Source organism: Streptomyces sp. KM273126, assembly GCF_004337435.2.
Lineage (GTDB): Bacteria > Actinomycetota > Actinomycetes > Streptomycetales > Streptomycetaceae > Streptomyces > Streptomyces acidicola.
The window spans coordinates 980,111-997,838 of the sequence record NZ_SJXB02000002.1 but is presented as its reverse complement, the minus strand read 5'-3'; the positions used below and the strand labels follow the sequence as shown (position 1 = coordinate 997,838).

The following is a 17,728-nucleotide window of genomic DNA, read 5'->3' as shown; positions in this document are numbered from 1 at the left end:
CCAACGGGGAGGCGGCACACGGTGATCCCACACATCAGCGGCGGTCCGGATCCGGTCGGGCTGGCGCGCAGAATGGCGCGCAAAAGGGACTGGCGCGGCCTGTGGTGGCTGGTCCTCTCCCAGCCTCTGCCCCAGGCGGCGGGCGCGGCGGCTCATCTGAACCTGCGCAGGTGGACCCCGCCGTCGGACGCCGACGCCCGCCTGGCCGAGATCCTCACCGGTCTGGCCCCCAAGGAGGCGATTCGGCTCGGCGCCCAGCTGTTCGAGCGCACGACCCGCAGGCTCCCCGATTCTCTGGGATTCGCGAGCCCGGTGGGCTTCTCCGTGCGCCACCCGGTCGTGGCGCTCGACACGAGGGGCCGCGGCATGCACACCTCGCGGGTCGTCACCGTCGACCGGACGGGCGTGCGGTCGACGCTGTACGAGGGGCCGGCCCAGCACTGGTCGCTGTGCGCGATCAACAGCGAAACGGTCGTGGCCCGCCGGGAGTTCGACAGCGGGGGCTACCGGGGCGACACGGAGATCGTCGAGTACACGCCCGGCCGGGAGGCCGTACTCGCCAGTGGCAGCGGCCTGCTGGACGCGGTGGTGGAGGCGACCGCGACGGGCTTCGTGGTCGGTACGAAGATGAACGGCATCGCGTTCGCGGCCGCCGACGGCGAGCAGGAGCAACTCAACCTGCGGGAGTTCGGCTTCCGGCGCGCCGACCTGTTCGCCGTCGACGCCACCGGCACGCGGATCGCCTTCGCGGACGGCACCCGGATCCTGGTCACCGACAGCAGGCTGCAGCCGCTGCACGACATCGTGGTGGAGTCCCTGCGGCACGGCCAGATCAACGCGATCACCTTCACCGAGGACTCCATCGTCACGGCCGGCTACGACAAGGGCCTGTACCGCTGGCAGATCATCGGCGGCCGTATCCGCGGCCTGCACGACGGCTGGCACTCCTCACCCCGTACGTTCTTCCGGCTCAACCCGGTGGCCCCGTGGAACCTCCTGGTGGCGGAAGGGGGCAACGTCAACTACCACTACGACATCGCCACCCTCGAACGCCGCGACGCTCCGGACTTCCTGGTTCAGGCGGGGCCAGACGACAAGGACGACGACCTGAGCGCCCCACGCGCCATCGGGAAGTTCGCGTCGTCGCCGTACGGCCGGCTGGCGGTGTACGAGGGCGGGCTCGCGCTGCCCACAAGGGCCTCGACGACGGACTTCTACTCGACCGTCGTCCAGGATCTGGAGCACCCGCTCACCCTGCTGATGAAACCGGTCTCCACCCTCACCACCGCCGACGCGGACCGGGTCCGCCCGCATCTGGACGCGCCTCCCGGCACGCAGGACACGTACGCCCTCACCGCCACCGAGCGGGCGGTGCTGGCGGCGGCGATCGAGGCGTGCGCGTGGGCGCCGAAAGTGACCGGCGGCTGATATTGGGTCAGCTCCCTGACCTGGGCACCTTCAGCTTGTCCCAGCTGAACTTGCCCGGGATGCCGTCGGCGTCCTTGCCCTTGAAGCCGAGCTTCTGCTGCCAGGCCGCGTAGGAGCGGCGGTCGGCCTCGGTCCACTCGGGGCTCGGGCCCTGTTCGTAGCGGCTGCAGCCCTCGGCGACCAGGCGGCGGCCCATGGCCGTGATGACCGGGGACTTCTGGCCGACGTGGAAGAAGCCGCTGCCGGGGAACGGCTCGTACTTCGGCTTGGGTGCCGGCTTCGGGTCGGCGGGCTTGGGCTTCGTCCCGCCGCCCTTGCCGTCCAGCCGGTCGGCTATGCGACCGCGCATGCTGTCCATCGTGAAGCCGCGCGGGTCGACCTTGCCGGGCTGCCACTCCTTGTGGCCGATGACGGAGCGCTCGGTCCAGCCGTGGTGGCGGCAGATCGCGGCGGCGACCTTCTCGATGGCTTCCTTCTGCGCCTCGGGCCAGGGGTCCTTGCCGTCGCCGAGGTTGATGCACTCGAAGCCGTAGAAGTGCCGGTTGCCGTCGGTGTCGGCCTCGTTGTCGGGCGGCAGCTTCGTCTCGTTGATCACGGCGCGCAGGACGTCGCTGTCGCCGGAGCCCGCGTGGTTGGCGCGTCCGTTGCCGACGAGGTGGATCTCGCCCTTCTTGTCGATGACGCCGTGGCAGAGGGGGCCGGGCAGGCTGGAGTAGCCGTTGTAGCAGATGTTCACGGAGTTCTGGGTGCCGGAGGTGACGGTGTGGTGGATCATCACGCCGTTGACCGGCCCCCAGGGGCCCTTGGAGTTGCGGTTGTGGGTGCGCCAGCTGCGCACCTCGTGGACCGTGAGGCCCTCCGCACGCAGGATCTCCACCATCTTGGACGCGCTCAGGGGGGTGGCCATGGTTACCGGTCTCCTTCCGCGGAGGCCTCGGCCTCTCCTGTGGTCTGTGACCGCCCGCCGGAGGGGTCGGCCTCGGCGGCCCGCTCCTCCAGGCCGGCCTGCTCCTCGGCCGCGAGTGCGGCATCGTCCGCGGCCGGGACGCTGCTCGCCAGCGATGCGAAGGCGTAGCGCAGGTCGACGGGGCTGCCCTCGCCCTTGATCAGGGCCAGCGGGGCGAAGTGGCGGGCGATGCCGGCCGGGCCCTGGAGCAGGGGGCGGCGTGCCGGGTCCGCCGGCCATTCGACGCTGCCGGTGGCGGTGCGGGCGGGGATGATCCAGTGGTCGCCGGTGCGGTAGGTGCCGCCCTTGGCGAAGTACACCTCGACGCCGTCCTCCAGGGGCAGCCACTCGCCCTCCGTGACGGGCACGGCTCCCCCGCGCAGGGGGGTCGTACGGCCCTTGCGCTTGGGGCCCGCGTGGTGGTCCCAGCGGCGCAGGTACGGCTGGAGGTGGGGCAGTCGGCCGACGCTCTGCTCCGGCTCGGCGGACAGGCGGACTCGGCGGCCCGGCAGGTCCAGTTCCTCGACCCGCAGCAGCGGCAGGGACTCAAGGCGGGAGGCGTACGCGGTGTCGGTGAGCTCCACGTGGTCGCCGACGTCCAGGTCCAGCTTGTCGTCGTGGCCGAGGGAGGCCAACTGCACCCAGGTGCCGTCGAGTTCGTCGACCGGGAAGACGACCGAGCCGTTCTCGCGGGACCACTTGAAGGTGGCGCCCTTCGCCCCGCCGCCGGCGTGGACCTCGACCCGGTACAGCTGGTTCTCCGGGCCGCGATAGCGGGCGTCGGGCTTGACCAGGCAGGGGTCCTCGTCGGCGTGGCCGGGCCGCTCGCTGCGGGCGGCGAGCCGGGCCGAGGGGGCCGCCTGGCGCGCGGCCCACTTGTCGAAGGCGGCGCGGACGACCTCCTTGGCCGGGTCGGTCTCCTCTATCTCCAGGGCGGCGAGGGACAGCGCCAGCACCTGCCAGACGACCTTCACACGGGCGGCGGTGTCCGGCATCGCCGCACCGAGCGCGACCTCGCGCAGCGCCGGGTCCTCGGCCGCGGTGACCGAGCGTTCCCACACGCCCAGATAGACCAGGAACGGCGACTGGGCGGGCGAGGGCAGCCGGTCGCCGGGCTTCTCCGGGTCGCGGTAGCCGTCGGGCTGGTCCCAGTAGGTCCAGTACGCGGGCGGCTGCGCGGCCGCCGTGTCGTCCTGATCCTCGGCACCCTCGTCGGGTACGGGCGTGCCGGGCGCGGGACGGTAGGCGTCGCAGAGGATGCCGTCGACGTAGTAGCGGCCGCCGTGGATGTACAGGGTGTCGATGTCGTGCTTGCCGCCCACGTACTCGATGCGGAAGCCGCACGCCTCGCGCGGTCCGCCGTGCCGGCCGATCAGGTCCGCGGCGAACGTGCGGGCCTGGTACAGCTGGATCGCGGCCTGCTCGTTGGTGTCGGCGTCGAGCTGGACGCGGCCCTGTTGGGCGACGACCGCCGAGTAGTGGCGTTCCGGGCGGAACGTGAGGCGGGAGAGGTCAGCGTGCATGGAAGGGGTCCCCCTGGTTGAGGATGTGCGATTCAGGAGTCGTCGTCGGGTACGGCTCGGGCGGCCGGGCGGGTTCACGCGCGGCGCGGGAGCGCGGGGTGGCTCATGTCACGAAGAAGATCCCGGCGTCCGTGCCCGCGGGTGTGTATTCCGCGAGCCGCGCCCGCAGGCCGTCCTCGCGCTGTGGCCGGTACAGGTCGTGGAAGGCGCCCATCTCTGCGCCGTCGTCCGAGCCGCGCCGGATCTCCTCGGCACACCGGTCGGCCAACTGGGCGTACCAGGGCGTCCCGTAGCGTTCGGAGGCGAACAGCGGCCGTACACGGGAGGCCCCCGCGGGCCCGGCCAGGTCGGGCTGGCAGCGGTACCTGCGGGGCGTACGGGACCCGGCGGGGACGTACGAGTGGCGCAGGCAGCCGACGCCGCGCCGGGCCACATGGAGCCTGCCGGTGAGGACGGAGTTCTCGGCGATCTTCACGGCGTGGGTGTGGACCTCGCCGATGACCGTGGTGCGGTTCAGGTGGAGCACGGCGTGCGCGTGCCGGCAGTCCGGGGCGGAGAGGGCCTCGCGGTCGTGGCCGGTGGCGTCGAGGACGCTGTCGCGGAGGTGGATGTCGAGGGGGTCCTCGCTCACCTCGTCGCCGATGACCTCGATGGTGCCGAGGATGCTGTGCTCGATCTGGAGGCACGCGGTGGTGCGTTCCAGGACGATGCTGGGTTCCTCGGGTGAGTGCGGATCGCACTCGGGCTCCAGGGACCAGCCGGGCACGAGTGTGCTGTGGCGGACGACGACGGCGCCCATCGGGCCGGTGACGTTGATGCCGCGTCCGGCGACGAGGAGCCCGTCGAGCACGATGCGCGGCCGTTCGTGCGGGGCGCAGTCCTCCGACACCGCACGGATGTTGAGGGCGTCGGGGCGGTTGCTGTACCAGTCGAGCAGGCGGATGACGGGGCGCGTTCCCTCGGCGGCCCGCAGTTCCAGGCGGTCGCCGGGGTCGAGGTCGAAGTCCAGCTGCTCCTGGTAGGCGCCGCTGTGGGTGATCTCGATGATGCCCTCGGGGCCGGTCCGGTCGGCCCGGCGGTCGTGCTGCCAGGCCCGGTAGGCGTCCATGATCTGACGGAACCGCTGTCCCGGGCCGACGCGGTAGAAGGCCGCGTCCGGCCGGGGAACGCGGTCGTCGCGCGCGTACTCGCCGCCGCCCATGTCGGCGGCGAACGCGTAGTGGTAGTCCACCCACACGCCCTGCCGGGGCGCGGACCGGGAGCCGAAGGCGATCCGCCCGAGCTCCGGGTCGACGGCGACCTGGCCGCGCTTCGGCCGGTAGCGCCAGTCGGAGAGGTCGGCGACGACGATGTCCGAGGGCGGTACGGGCTTGTCCTCGCCGTCGCGGCGGATGACGAGGCTCTTGCCGGGGCCGTAGTAGTCGGCGAGGCGGTCGTGGAGCAGGCGGCGGGTGACGAACGCCGGGACGTTGTCGACCGTGGCGAGGTGGGTGGGCGACGGCTCCGGGACCGGCTTGGTGACCAGGGGGGTGTCGTTGCCGAGGATCGAGAAGGTGTAGAGGTTGCGGGCGCGGTCGATGCAGTACGCCGGGGAGGATGTGAGGGAGTACGCCTTGAGCCGCCACACGAAGAGCCCGACTCCGGCCGGGGTCCAACCTCCCTGTGTACGACTGGAGTTGGCACGCCGGACGTCGGCCGTGCGGGCCGCGGTGTCGAACGGGCCGCCCGCGAGGGCGAGCGCGGAGCCGTCGCGGAGGTCGACGAGCCGGCCGCGTCCCCCACGATGGGCTTGCGCTTGGGTTCCTCCGGTGCCGTACAGCTTCACCGGCTGGGTGTGGGCCACGTGCCGGGACAGCTCGACGGCGCGTGCGGGCCAGCCGGTGACCCGGTCGGAGATCTCCTCCAGGAGGTGGAGGGTGCCCTTGCGGCGGCGGCCCGCGACGGTGGCGGCCACGTCGGCGCGTGGGGCGACGGCCTCGGCGAGTTCGGCACGGCCACCGGTGTGCAGGCCCGTGGTGAGGACGCGTTCGTAGCCCGGCAGGGTGCGGTAACCGACGAGGTCGCCGAGGTAGGGCAGCACCCAGGGGGCCGCGGTCTCCACGAAGAGGTCCTCGTAGCCCTGGGCGACGCCGTCGCGGACACGGTCGATCTGCTCGGCGACGACGGCGAGCAGGGCGCGCAGCGGTTCGCCCTCCTCGGCGTCGCGCAGCAGGTGCCAGCGCGGCAGGAGTTCGGCGAGACCGTCGGGTTCCCGGGACGCCGCCGGGGGTGCCGCCGTCTCGTACTGGGGGTCCGGGGACATCACTTGACCTCCGTCAGAATCAGGGTGTCCGCGGCCTTCGGCGACAGCAGCGCGAGCTGGGCCGGGCGGATGCCGCGGAAGACGAACACCGACCGGCCCTTCGCCAGGCGCCGGGTGTCGGTGATGTCGGGGTTGAGGCGCAGGAGTTCGGCGAGCGGGACGCCGTACCGGGCGCTGATCGAGGAGAGCGTCTCGCCGTCCTCGGCACGGACGGTGTGGGTCTTCTCGTCGTATGTCGCCGGGTGCGCCGGGACCGTCGGCCTCGGGGGGCCGGGGCGGGTGAGCAGCGCGGTGAGCTCGTCGGGCGTGGCGGACGCGGGGACGCCGGTGAAGACGTCGACGTCCACGTAGTCGACGCCGGGCACGGTGTGGGCCGTGGCGAGGACGTCGGAGAGGCGGGCCGGCCGGCCCAGCTCCCGGCCCTCGTAGCCGAGTCGGCGCAGGAGTGCCTGACGCAGCCGCGGTTCGACGGTCTCCCAGGCGTGGTCGGGGGCCACCTTGACCTTGGCGGCGACGAGCAGCAGGACCAGCTCGCGCACGTCGACGCGGACGGGGAGGTTGGTGTCGCCGTACTCGGTGAGGGCGCCGCGCAGGGCCCGCAACGTGTCCGAATCGTCGGCGATCGGCACGTCGTCCGTTCCCGCGACGGTCACATGCAGCACGCGCCGCCGTCCGTCGAAGAGTTCGCGTGCGGCGGCACGGCCGATGCCGGCGCGGGAGCGGGCGAAGTCCTCGTAGTCGGCGGCGGACACGAGCCGGTCCAGGGCCGACACGGCGAGCGGGATCGTACGCCGGGTCAGGCCGGGGCCGTCGGCGTCCGCGCCGCCCGTGGCCGGGCGGGGGTTGGTGACCTGGCTGACGCCGAGGGGCCGGGTGAGCGGCTGGGTGATGCGGTCGGCGGCGACGTTGGCCGCCTTGCCGGTGCCGAAGCGGTACCGGGCGCGGACGTTCTCGTGGCCGGTGGGCAGGCGGGCGCCGTGGATGCCGTCGCCGAAAGTGACGGTGGTGCGCCCGTCGGCGGTGGAGCCGGTGATGTAGACGCGCTCGCGCGGGCCGCGTCCGGCGAGACTGTCGACCTCGTGCCAGAGCACGCCGTCGACCCGGATCTCCAGCACGGGTGTGGCGCCGAGGGGGTTGTCGTCGGCGAGCCAGGTGAGCGGGGACTGCCACAGCGCGAACGTCTGGTTCGTCCGGTCCGAGTCGCCGCTGCCGATCGCCTCCTCCCGGCCCTCGCCGTGGCTGACGTCGACGACGTTGCCGAGGACGCGGACGGTCTCGCGACGGTAGCGGTGGGCCAGGTCGGCGGTCAGGGTCAGCCGGGTGTGGGCGTGGTCGCCGGGGAGCCGGGGGTCGACGGCCGGATCGGCGGTGGCGATCGTCACGACCTCGGTGGCCGTCACTCCGGCCACTGAGGGGATGTCGCTGCGCTCGCCGCCGATGATCAGGGTGCGCCCGGGCCGCAACCCGTCGTACAGCTCGGCGAGTTCGATCTCGTTGCCGTGCACGTCCTCGCCGAGCGGCTCGTCCGCCAGACGGAGGGGCTCGCCCGCCGCGTGCACGGTGGTGTCGCGGATGTGCGACAGCAGGACGTCGAACTCGTCCAGCCAGGGGTCGGCGAGGACGAGTTCGGTGCCGCGGCCGGTGATGCCGTAGTTGGAGTACGCGGCGGTACGGGCGGCCACGACCTGGGTGGTGACGGAAGCGAGCTTCTTGTCGCCGGGGATGCCGTGGTCGGCGCCCTTGGCGGGGCGCCGGATCGCGACCCAGCTGCCGACAGTGATGCCGGGGTGCACCGTGTCGAGCTGGAGCACGCGGCGGTTGACGGGGTCGCGCTTGCTGGCGAGGACGATCTCGACGTTGGGCTCGGTGGTGCCCGTCGTGTACCGGAGGCTGATCTCCTCCTCGCCGAGGTGGAGCGGCTTGGTGTCGCCCGGACGCAGGGTGACCAGGTCCGCGTCACCGACGGCCACGTGGACGAGGCCTTCGTCGTCGGGCCGCGACACGAACAGGTCGTACTCGGGGAGTCCCGAGCGGAGGTGGGCGGTGACCCCGGGCTCCTGGGAGTCGGTGGGCCGGCGGTTCAGCCAGTTCAGATCGCGGTCCTGGGCGACCCGCGTGATCAGTTCGACCTCGCCCGTGCCGAGGCGGAAGATGACCGGCTGCGCCACGGGCAGGTTCTCGGCGCGCTGGTCGGAGCTGCTGCCCTCGACGTACTGGAACTCCGCCCGGACCGGAACCTTGCCCGCCGTGTCGAACACGACACGCATGCTGACCAGGACGGCCCCCGTGAGCGGCCAGTCCGCGGTGCGGATGACCCGGCCCCGGTCGTCCTGGACCGGCTTGAGCGGGGCGGTGGCGCCGAAGGGGGCGGCCGTGACGCGCATCGCGAGCAGTTCGCGCAGCAGCTGCGGGGTGGTGCTGGGAGCCGCGGCCGTGCGCCAGGCCGGGTAGAGGCCGCCGCCCAGGCCGGGGTTGAGGGCCGTCAGCAGGCGGGCGGTGTCCGTGCCGGGGAGCTGGGCGCGGGTGCCGCCGCGAGGAGCGGGGGCGGAGGCGCGCAGGGCGGGGAGGACGTTGCTCAGGGCCTGGAGGGCGGCTTCGCGAGGGGTGAGGGCGGCTTCGCTGGGGGCGAGGGTTGCCGACAGTGCCGCCTTCGTCTGCGGCTCGGCCGGCTCCTCGGGCTGTGCCGGTGCCAGCTCCAGGGCGCGCTCGGCGAGTTCCGCGAGCACGGCTTCCAACTGCTCGAACCATGCCGCCACGTCCTCGTGCGGCGTGGCCAGCACCTGCGCCTCGCCGAGGCGGGCGACGGGCTCGGCGAGACGGGCCGCGAGCCGCTCGGGGGACTTGACCGTGTCCAGGTCCGCGCGCAGCGGAGCGAGGACCTGGTCCTCGAAGTCCTCGATCAGCTTGCTGATCGGGCGCGGGTTGGGGATCTCCGGGGTGGGCGGCTCGTCGCCGGGCTCGCCCGGGGCGGTGGGCTCGGCGGTCCAGCGGCGCACCTCGTCGACGAGCTCCTTCAGGGTCGCCGGGGCCGACTCCGGCAGGGAGATCGCGGTGATCTCGTCCTCCCGGTCGACCCGCGCCTCCGCCACGGGCAGCAGCTTCCGCTCGCCGCCCGCGCGTTCACCGAAGACGAAGAGGAGCTGGTCACCGGTCTGAAGGGAGTTGTTGGTGCCCTCGACGAACAGTACCGAGCGTTTCTCCAGGTCCTCCCGCGTGACGAGAGAGGGGCGCCGGCGGCGGACCTTCAGTTCGTTCCAGTCCCAGCGGGCCGTCAGGTCGCGACCCGTCTCGAAGGTCTGGGACTCCTCGTCGGCGGAGGCGGGCACGCTGTGGCTGCGCGCCCCGCGCGGGATGACCACGGGCAGGGTCTCGGCGCGCGGGTCGCGTTCGAGGGTGTACGCGAGGTGGGTGGCGGCGGCCACGCCGGGGCGCGGCCGGTGGCCGACGAGCCGCCCGAGCAGCACCAGCGAGCGGTGCTCGTTGGCGGTGCGGATGTAGGCCTCGTCGGCGATCCGCTCGGAGTGGAAGGTGAGCAGGTCACCGAGGACGGCGGTGGCGTCGAGGAGGCCGATCGCCGGGTCGTCGGGCGTACGGACCGTGAGCCCGTTCAGGGCGGGGTACGCGGGTGAGGCGAGCCGGTCGAGGAGGGCTGCCAGGAAGGAGCCGTACTCGCCGACGCGGTAGTCGAGGGCGGTGCGGCCGGGCGGGTTGTGGACCGGGGCGGGCGCGAGGCGCTCGTCGTGGCCGTCGCGGCAGGCGCCGCCGCAGCCGCAACCGCAGTCGTCGGGCGGGCCGCTGTCAACGGTGATCGGGATCGGGTGCGTGTCCGTCATCGGGCACCTCCCAGGGATATCGCCAGCCGGCCGTTCTCCGGCCGGTCCGGGTCGTTGTCGCAGGTGGCGATCTCCAACGGGCCGAGCCGCAGCACGCCGTCCTCCCTCTCTCCGCGGTCCTGCTCGAACAGCCGCCGCAGCCGGGTCACTTGCAGGCTCTCGACACCCGGAACGGCCGCGGCGACCGCGACCAGACGACTGAGCCGGACGGGTTCGCCGAAGGTCAGCGCGTCCGGGTGGAAGAAGCCGAGCCGGCCGTCCGGCAGGCGGCGGCTTCCGAGTGCGCGGTACAGCTCGGCGAGGATCTGCCCGTGCTGGTGGCCCGGCTTGGCACACACGGTGAGCGCGATGTCGAGCGGTACGAGACGGGCCGGGCCGACGACGAGGTCGTGGCCGATGCGCCGGTACGCCTCCAGGGCCTGTTCGACGGCGGCGAGCAACTCGTTCGGCGGGCTGCCGGTGCCGTGGGCGTCGATCGCGATGTGCGCCTCCTTGACGCTGCCGGTCCAGCGGATCTCGGCGGCGGCGCGCTGCACTCCGGGCAGGACGGAGGCGAGGGCGGCGTAGTCGTCGGCGGTGACGGCGCGCAGACGGGTGCGGCGCAGGTCGAGCGGCGCCAGCTGGCGTACCTGCTCGACGGGTTCGGGTACCGTGCCGCCGGTGGCGGGCAGCGGGTTGCGGACGACGGCGACGGTCGCCCCGCAGTCGTCCCCGCCCTCTCCGGCCTGTACGACCAGGTGGTTGATGGCTTCCGCGCCGACGTTGCCCGCGCTGCCGCCGCCGAGCCGGTAGTGCAGGGCAAGCCGGGCGCCCGGGGTCGGCTTCGCACCGTGCCGGCCGTCGCCGAAGCGCAGGGCGAGGCGGCCGTCGTCCTCCAGTTCGCCGACGAAGTGCCGGTCGCGGGAGCCGCTGTCGAGCAGGTCGCGACGCGGCGCCCAGATCACGTCGTGATTCTCGTGGTTGTCGTGGTTGTCGTGGTTGTCGTGATTCTCGTGCAGGCGTACAGCGGGCAGGGCGCGGCGCGGGTCCTGGGCGAGCGCGGAGCTCGCGGAGCCGCGCAGCACGGGCTCGTCGGGGTGCAGCCCGGCCGCGTACGCCGGACCCCAGCTGTGCGCGATCTCCCAGGCGATGTGCCCGTCGAGGACCGTGCCCGCGCGGGCCCGTGCCGTGAGGATCTCGACGCGGCGCAGCTTGGCGTCGAGCAACTCGTCGGTGCGGTGGAGGAGTTCACGCAGGGCGCGCACGGGATGGCGGCGCAGTTCGAGGCGTTCGAGGAGCTTCAGGCCGTAGATCACGGCGAGTTCGGCGATCTCGTCGTCGCCGAGCCCGTCGCGGTCGCGGGCGCTGCGCCACAGGTCGACGAGCCGCTGCCGCACCCGCCCCGGGATGGCCGCGATCCGCTCGGCCTGCCCGGCGGAGACGGTCCGCGGGTCGGGGAACGGCACGGCCTGCGCGACCGGCACCCGGCCGAGAACGGGCCGGAAACGGGGCTGGATGCCGGGGTACACGGACTGCGCGAGCAGCGTGCGCAGGGCGGAGGCCTGGGCGTACGCGGTGCCGGGGACGACGCGCTCGTGGCGCTGCCCGGCCCGCTCCAGGCCGATTCCGGCGCGGGTGGTCACGGACAGGCCGACGACGGCGAAGAGTTCGCGGACGTCGTCGGCGGTGAGTGCCTCGCCGGACTCCGTACGGTCCGTGAGGGAGTTGATGAGCCGCGCGGGAGCATTGCCCTCGTCGCGGTCGTGGCAGCCGAAGGCGGGCAGGTCGCAGGGCGCGACGACGGCGAGTACGGGCGGCACGGTGACGATCTCGGGGAGTTCGCCGGACCACTGGAGGGTGCGGCCGTGGTCGACGAGGACGACGTTGCCGCGGGCGAGGCTCACGTCCTCGATCGGCAGGCAGTCGCGTCCGCCGCGCGTGGTGAGGCAGAAGGGGAAGCGGAGCGCGTCCTCAGGGGCCCATGTGACCTCCAGGACCGGCTGGTCCTCGATGCGGTCGATGCCCGGGGTGACGGAGGTGAGGCGTACGGCCTGACGGTGGGCGGGGTCGGCGTCGCCCGGGGTGCCGGTGCGCGGGCCCTTGATCTCCTCCAGGACGAGCAGGTCGCCGGGGCGGAGGGCGAGTCGGCGGTCGCGGCAGGTCTCCGGGTCGACCCACGCGTCGCGCAGTGTGGCGGAGGTGGCGCCCTTCGGGAGGGTGCAGACCTCGCCGCCCCACGTCCACAGGCGGATCGCGTTGTGTGCGGTGCGCAGCTGAAGCGGGTCGCTGGGAGTGACCGGTTCGAAAACCTCCACGGAGCCGCGTTCGTCGAGGTCGGCGAGGTCGTGGTCACCGATGACGGTGCCGGGCTCGGGCCGGTCGTGCGGGTCGAGGGTGCGGACGTCGACGGAGGCGAAGCGGAACGTTCCCGGAGCGAGGGTCTGGTCGCCGGCCGTCTCGACGGTGACGTACGCGCGGGCCGTGCACCCGTCGTGCATCGCGTAGTCGATGAGCCGGACGTGACGCCGTACGGAGACCCGTCGCCGGGCGGTGTCGAGGTAGGCCTCGGTGGCCACGGCATCCTGCTGGTAACTGATCTGGTCACCGGTGTAGGCGAGCAGTTCGACCAGCGTCATCCCGAGGTCGGCGGGGTTGCGCTCCACCCAGTCGGGCGTGGTGAGCGCGAGCCGGTCGAGGAGCAGCTTGCGGATGGTCTCGTAGTCGCGGGCCGTGTAGTCGATGACGGGTGCGGCCGGGAAGTCCGTGTCGGGGTGTGGCTCGTCCTTGCAGTCGAAGGGCGTCGGGCAGTCGGGGCGGAAGCGGAACGTCGCGCTGTGGTAGCGCTGGTCGAAGCCGCGGAAGGGTTCGGTGCCCGGCCGTCCGTACGGGTCGGCCTCCACCAGGGAGAGCCGGTAGCGGGAGGTGTCGCCGGCCTTGTCGAGGGTGACGTACAGCCGGTCGTCGAGCTCGGGGTCCTCCTCGCGCTCCACGCTGACGTCGAGGGCGGTGATGCCGGTGACGCGGCGGCCTCCGTCGACGCGGACGTTCTCGGGGCACAGACCATGCGGGGCCTTGCCGAGGAACGTGACGGTGAGCAGCAGTCCGTCGTCGCTGACTTCCACGGCGTCGATGCCGTTGAGCTGGGCGGCTCGAACCTTGGCACGGCGGGATGTGGTGGTGCCGGTGTTGGCGGTGCCGGTCGTGCGCGTCATGCGGTGGCCCTCCCTTCGAAGACGTCGCCGGTCCGGGTCACGGTGGCCCGCAGGACGTACGGCAGTTGGACACGTACGGCGTGCTCGTCGCCCACCGGGTCGTTGATGTCGGCGTGGGGGGTCACAGTCGGTCCTCCAGGCGGCTCGTCAGAGGCGCGTAGTCCTGGCCGGGGAAGACGCTTGCAAACGTGTCCAGTCCGTTGCGCAGCCCTTCCACGAGGTGCTCCAGGGCAGGATCGGTGAGGGAGACGTCCGCGAAGAGGTACTGCCAGCCGTGCAGACCTTTGGTCAGCAGCAGCGTCTCCACATACTCGGTGAATGTCAGATCGAGTTTGACGTAGCCCGGAGGGTGGGGGGCGGCGCCTGTTCCCACGAGATCCGAGAACCAGACCTCCAACGGCGACGAACCGGGATCCGTGCGCAGGAATGTCATGAAGCCCCTGCTCGATTCATAGGCATTGTCGAAGTAGCGCAGGGTGGAGACGAACGCCTTCTGAAAGTCAGTTTCGAGCAGGTCCAGCGACGGCATCCGTCCCTGAGTCAGTATCTCCATCGGAGAGGGAACTCGGTACTCTCCGGAAAAGGGAGGAAGTGAGGGACCGGACTCCCAGTGGGCGGCTACCTCGAACCTGAGTGGATCGCCGAGCATGTCGGCGTCGAGACGGAGTTCCTCCCACTCCGGATCAAACATTTCGAGCGGTTCGATATCGGCGAATGCCAGACCGACGTCGCCATGCCGTACGTCGAGCAGCGTGATGGACCCGTCGCCGCGCAGGGCGGCGAGTGAGGCCATATGACGCTCCTCCAGTTGGTTGAGTGAGAGCACCGATCCACGCCTTTCCGTGCACTGCTTGCGGGTCACAGGCGGGCCTCCAGGCGTCTGCTGAGCTCCGCGTAACTCCAGGCAGGGAAGAGCCGGGGAAAGAGGTCCAGCATCGCCGTCAGCTGGTTCCTGACGTCCGCGAAATCCGGGTGTCCCAGGGGCACCTCATCGGTGAAGAGGTATTGCCAGCCCAACGTTCCCTTGGTAACGGCGAGTTGCTCCACGTATTGCGGATAGGTGAGGTCGAGCTTGACGTATTGCCGGGTCCATCCCTCGACGCCGGTCAACTCCGTGTCGTAGTACCAGAGTTCCCACGGATCGGCCTGCTTCTGAACACGAACCGCCGCAAGCTGCCCGGTCGCGGCGAGTGGCGTGTCATCGATGACCCGCAATTCGGTGAAGAAGTCCCGCTCTTCGTCGGAGGAGCCGGTCCAGGCCAGGTTCGGCGGACGCTTCCGGACCGCGGTGAAAAGGTCTGTCACACGGAACTCACCACGAATTTCGGGGATCCCCGCAGTCGGCTCACTGTGCCAGCAGTTGGCGATCTCCGTGATGCGCGGACTCCGTACGCACAGGTCACGGCTGAATGTCACGCCCTCCCACTCGGGCAGAAAGGAGAAGATCACCGGGGTCTCGTCGAAGATCTCGCTGAGATCGCCGGTGACGGAGCGGTCCACGGCAAGCACAGGGCAGTCGAGGAGCTCCTGCTGCGCCTGGAGCAGCTTTCCTTCGATGTCGGTCGGGGTGCGCGTGTGCCCAGTGATGCCGGTGGTTCCGGTGATGCTGATGCCGGTGGTTCCGGTGGTGCCAGTGCTGTCGGTGGTCATGCGGCGCCCCTCCCTTCGAAGACGTCCTCACGCCGGGCGCCTGTGGCACGTACGACGTACGAGAGGTACACGCGGACGACGTGGTCCTCGCTGACCACGTCAAGGGCCTCCACGTCGATGAGGTCGCCCAGCCAGCGCTGGAGGGAGGCCTGCACGGACAGTTCGAGGGTGCTGATCAGCTCGGGGCTGTTCGGGGCGAAGACGAGATCGAGGAGCCCGCAACCGAAGTCGGGGCGCATCACGCGCTCACCCGGGCTGGTGAACAGCAGCTGCTCGACCAGGTCGTGGACGTGCTCGCCGTGGCCGGCGTGCGCGGTGCGTCCCCGGCGGTCGGCACGGAAGGGGAAGGCGATGTCGGTGCGGGTGACCGGCTTCGTCATCGTATGGACACCTCCTGCTGCGCGGCGTTGACGACGGGTGGTCCCTGTGCGACCAGGGCCGCGCTGAAGCACTGGGCCGCGGAGGTGTCGAGCAGCACGGGGGCGCCCGCGACGGTCACGCCGCTCGCGGAGGCCGTGAACCGTACGGACACGCACGGCTGCGGCACACCGTCCACGGTGTGGGCGCAGCCGACGACGGTGTAGGTGTGAGCGGCGGTGGCTGCCGCCCGGCCGCCGATCAGCACCGACGGGGACGGCGTGTGTGCCGGTGTGGCGCGGCCACCGTGCGGGCAGCTGATCACGGTGTCGGCGGCCAGCAGATTCCCGGCCGCCCTGGATGTCCTGGACACGTTCGTCGATCCCCCGTTCCTAACGCTTCGGTTCCACGGTCAACTGGCCCTCGTTGACGATGACCTGGTCGTTCTGGAGTGTGATCCGGGCCCTGCCGGAGGCGATGACGATCGCCGCTTCGGTGATCCGGATGTACGCCCCGTTCTTGGCCTGCAGCAGGATTCCCTCGTCGGTCCCGGCCGCGTCGTTCATCACGATCTTGTGCGCGCCCGGTGTCTGCACGACGACGGGCTTGTTCGGGGAGTTGGCCGGCAGTGCGTTCCGTACGTCCGGCGGCAGTTCCTCAGCCGCTCCGTACCAACACCCGGTCCACACCGGGAAGCTGGGATCTCCCTGCTCGAACTCCACCCACACACCCGCTCCGGGCGGCGGCACGACGAACTGCCCGGATTGCGGCCCGGTGAACGGCAGACAGGGCAGCGCCCACGTCGACGGCTCGTTGCCGAGGACGTCCGGGACCTCGACAGTGACGCGGCCGATGCGCAAGGGGTCGTTGTTGTCGACGACCCGGCCACGGAACTTGCCGAGATAGCGATTGCTGGGTGCCGCCATGGTGGGGTGCTCCTGGTAGATGCGTCAAAAATGGCGAAAGTGTTGCAGTTACGGCCGGACGTAGTCGCTGCGGGCTTCAAGGCCCTCTCGGGAGAGGGTGAAGTTCTGCTGGTACGAGCCCGGGCGCAGGTTGTGCGTGACGGACTTGACGTAGTAGTCGCCGTCGTACGCGCGTCCGGAGCCGCGTACGCCGACGAGTTGGCGGGGCTGGAGGATGTACCCGTGCCGGTTGACGTCCAGGGAGCCGGACCCGGAGACGACGTCGGCGGAAACGGCGGCACGGGCGAGGAGTTCGGCCTCGGCCTCCTGGCGCTGCTGCTTGGCGGTGCCGGAGAGGGTCTTGCGCTTGAGAGCGGGCGTGGGGCGTCTGCCGAGGGGCGGGCGCAAGGGGCTGATGGGCGGTTGCGGGAGGAGGGTGGCCTGCCGGGTCTCAGGGTTCTGCCAGCGGGCCTGGGGCTCCTCGCGGGCCGTTCCGTCGTACGCGAACGTCAGCTGGTCCACGGTGGAGTTGGCGTCCATGTTGACGTTGAGGGCGTGCTGGCGGATGCCGAGGCGGACCTCCGGTCCCCAACGGGCGGACGACTGACCGGCGGTGGGCCCGGGCTCAAGGTAGAAGGTGTATCCGTTCGCTCGGGCGAGCTCGGTGACGTACTGCAGGTCGGTGCCTGTCTGGTAGTGCACGCGCAGGTTCTGGTGGGGCGGCTGGGCGACCTTCTCCTGGTAGACGTCGGGCCGTATGCCGTAGTCGGAGTAGCGACGGAGGATCGCGAGCACACGCTCGGAGGGCGGCAGGTTGGGGTACGAGGCGGTGCGCTCCTCCAGGTCGAGGAGGAGGGTGAGGTCCTCGCCGGTGACGGTGAGGGTGGAGTGGCCGGGCTGGTTGCTGGCGCCGACCTCGTGGCGGACGATCAGCCCGTCGAAGAGCACGTCGGGCGTGCCTTTCACATTGACGGTGACGATGAGGCGGGTCTTGGGATCGAAGAACCCTTCAGGGAGGAGTCTGCGGCTGATGATCCCGTTCTTGGTGAGGTCGAAGGCGAGCTGGAAGCCGCTGCGTTCGCCGGCGGTGGCGGTGATCTGGGCGGACAGCAGCGCCTCGGTGACCTCGGCGGGGACGGGGCGGGCGAGCTGGGGTCCCATGAGGAGGGTGATGTGAACGGGGCCTTGGCCCACGGGCAGATCAAACACGCCGACCGCCCTGCTGGTAGCCGCCGGGGACGCCGCCGGCGAGCGGGATGTCGATGACGCGCCCGGCTTCGTCGGTCAGTTCGTTCGGGTCGAGCACGGGGTTGGCGTCGGCGATCTGCCACCACTGGGACGGGTCGCCGAAGTAGCGCTGGGCGAGGAGGTCGGGGCGGTCGCCGGCGGCGACGGTGTGGGGCTGGACCTCGTCGTCCTGCTGATCGAGCGGAGGCAGCAACCGGCGCTTGGTGTACCGCACTTCGGTCCCGTCGGGCTGACGGTGGACCCCGATCTCGGCGTCGTGATACCGGCTGGTGCGGGGGTAAGGGTGGGCGCCCGGTATCGCATCCAGGGCGTTCTCGTAGGGCTCGATATCGGCCATGGTGGTGT

14 protein-coding genes are annotated in these 17,728 nt (G+C 71.5%); 1 reads left to right on the top strand and 13 read right to left on the bottom strand.

Features of this window, described 5'->3' with window-relative positions:
* The first annotated feature begins 21 nt into the window (after window positions 1-21).
* Window positions 22-1,428 carry a hypothetical protein gene (locus E0500_RS34975; protein WP_131566770.1) on the top strand — a complete coding sequence of 469 codons (1,407 nt, stop codon included), beginning with the start codon at window positions 22-24 and terminating at the stop codon, window positions 1,426-1,428.
* A 7-nt stretch (window positions 1,429-1,435) separates the two neighbouring features.
* On the opposite strand, the gene E0500_RS34970 is transcribed toward E0500_RS34975, so the two are convergent.
* From E0500_RS34970 to E0500_RS34915, 13 genes are all read right to left on the bottom strand, one after another.
* The gene (locus E0500_RS34970) at window positions 1,436-2,335 is read right to left on the bottom strand and encodes a peptidoglycan-binding protein (RefSeq protein WP_131566773.1); all 900 of its coding nucleotides are present in this window, start codon (window positions 2,333-2,335) and stop codon (window positions 1,436-1,438) included.
* Between the two features lie 2 nt (window positions 2,336-2,337).
* Window positions 2,338-3,897: a DUF6519 domain-containing protein gene (locus tag E0500_RS34965; RefSeq protein WP_131566778.1), complete on the bottom strand. Its 1,560-nt coding sequence runs from the start codon at window positions 3,895-3,897 to the stop codon at window positions 2,338-2,340.
* 103 nt (window positions 3,898-4,000) lie between these two features.
* Window positions 4,001-6,199, bottom strand: coding sequence for a hypothetical protein (locus tag E0500_RS34960; RefSeq protein ID WP_131566782.1), 2,199 nt, complete (start codon window positions 6,197-6,199; stop codon window positions 4,001-4,003).
* Window positions 6,199-10,032, bottom strand: a complete 3,834-nt coding sequence (locus E0500_RS34955) for a putative baseplate assembly protein (protein ID WP_131566785.1) — start codon at window positions 10,030-10,032, stop codon at window positions 6,199-6,201. Before E0500_RS34955 ends, E0500_RS34960 begins: the two co-directional genes overlap by 1 nt.
* The gene (locus E0500_RS34950) at window positions 10,029-13,223 is read right to left on the bottom strand and encodes a putative baseplate assembly protein (protein WP_131566788.1); all 3,195 of its coding nucleotides are present in this window, start codon (window positions 13,221-13,223) and stop codon (window positions 10,029-10,031) included. Before E0500_RS34950 ends, E0500_RS34955 begins: the two co-directional genes overlap by 4 nt.
* Entirely contained in the window at window positions 13,220-13,348 is a 129-nt protein-coding gene (locus E0500_RS44525) for a hypothetical protein (RefSeq protein ID WP_258573727.1), read from the bottom strand. The genes E0500_RS34950 and E0500_RS44525 overlap by 4 nt, the downstream gene beginning before the upstream one ends.
* Complete coding sequence (locus E0500_RS34945) at window positions 13,345-14,085, bottom strand: hypothetical protein (protein ID WP_131566791.1); 741 nt, start codon at window positions 14,083-14,085, stop codon at window positions 13,345-13,347. The genes E0500_RS44525 and E0500_RS34945 overlap by 4 nt, the downstream gene beginning before the upstream one ends.
* Entirely contained in the window at window positions 14,082-14,873 is a 792-nt protein-coding gene (locus tag E0500_RS34940; RefSeq protein WP_165935099.1) for a hypothetical protein, read from the bottom strand. Before E0500_RS34940 ends, E0500_RS34945 begins: the two co-directional genes overlap by 4 nt.
* Complete coding sequence (locus E0500_RS34935; RefSeq protein ID WP_131566800.1) at window positions 14,870-15,253, bottom strand: GPW/gp25 family protein; 384 nt, start codon at window positions 15,251-15,253, stop codon at window positions 14,870-14,872. The genes E0500_RS34940 and E0500_RS34935 overlap by 4 nt, the downstream gene beginning before the upstream one ends.
* Window positions 15,250-15,603: a hypothetical protein gene (locus E0500_RS34930; protein ID WP_131566803.1), complete on the bottom strand. Its 354-nt coding sequence runs from the start codon at window positions 15,601-15,603 to the stop codon at window positions 15,250-15,252. Before E0500_RS34930 ends, E0500_RS34935 begins: the two co-directional genes overlap by 4 nt.
* Before the next feature lie 19 nt (window positions 15,604-15,622).
* Window positions 15,623-16,156 carry a phage baseplate assembly protein V gene (locus tag E0500_RS34925; protein ID WP_131566806.1) on the bottom strand — a complete coding sequence of 178 codons (534 nt, stop codon included), beginning with the start codon at window positions 16,154-16,156 and terminating at the stop codon, window positions 15,623-15,625.
* Between the two features lie 48 nt (window positions 16,157-16,204).
* Window positions 16,205-17,344: a hypothetical protein gene (locus tag E0500_RS34920; protein ID WP_131566809.1), complete on the bottom strand. Its 1,140-nt coding sequence runs from the start codon at window positions 17,342-17,344 to the stop codon at window positions 16,205-16,207.
* Window positions 17,337-17,720 carry a LysM peptidoglycan-binding domain-containing protein gene (locus tag E0500_RS34915; RefSeq protein ID WP_131566812.1) on the bottom strand — a complete coding sequence of 128 codons (384 nt, stop codon included), beginning with the start codon at window positions 17,718-17,720 and terminating at the stop codon, window positions 17,337-17,339. The genes E0500_RS34920 and E0500_RS34915 overlap by 8 nt, the downstream gene beginning before the upstream one ends.
* Window positions 17,721-17,728: the final 8 nt, after the last annotated feature.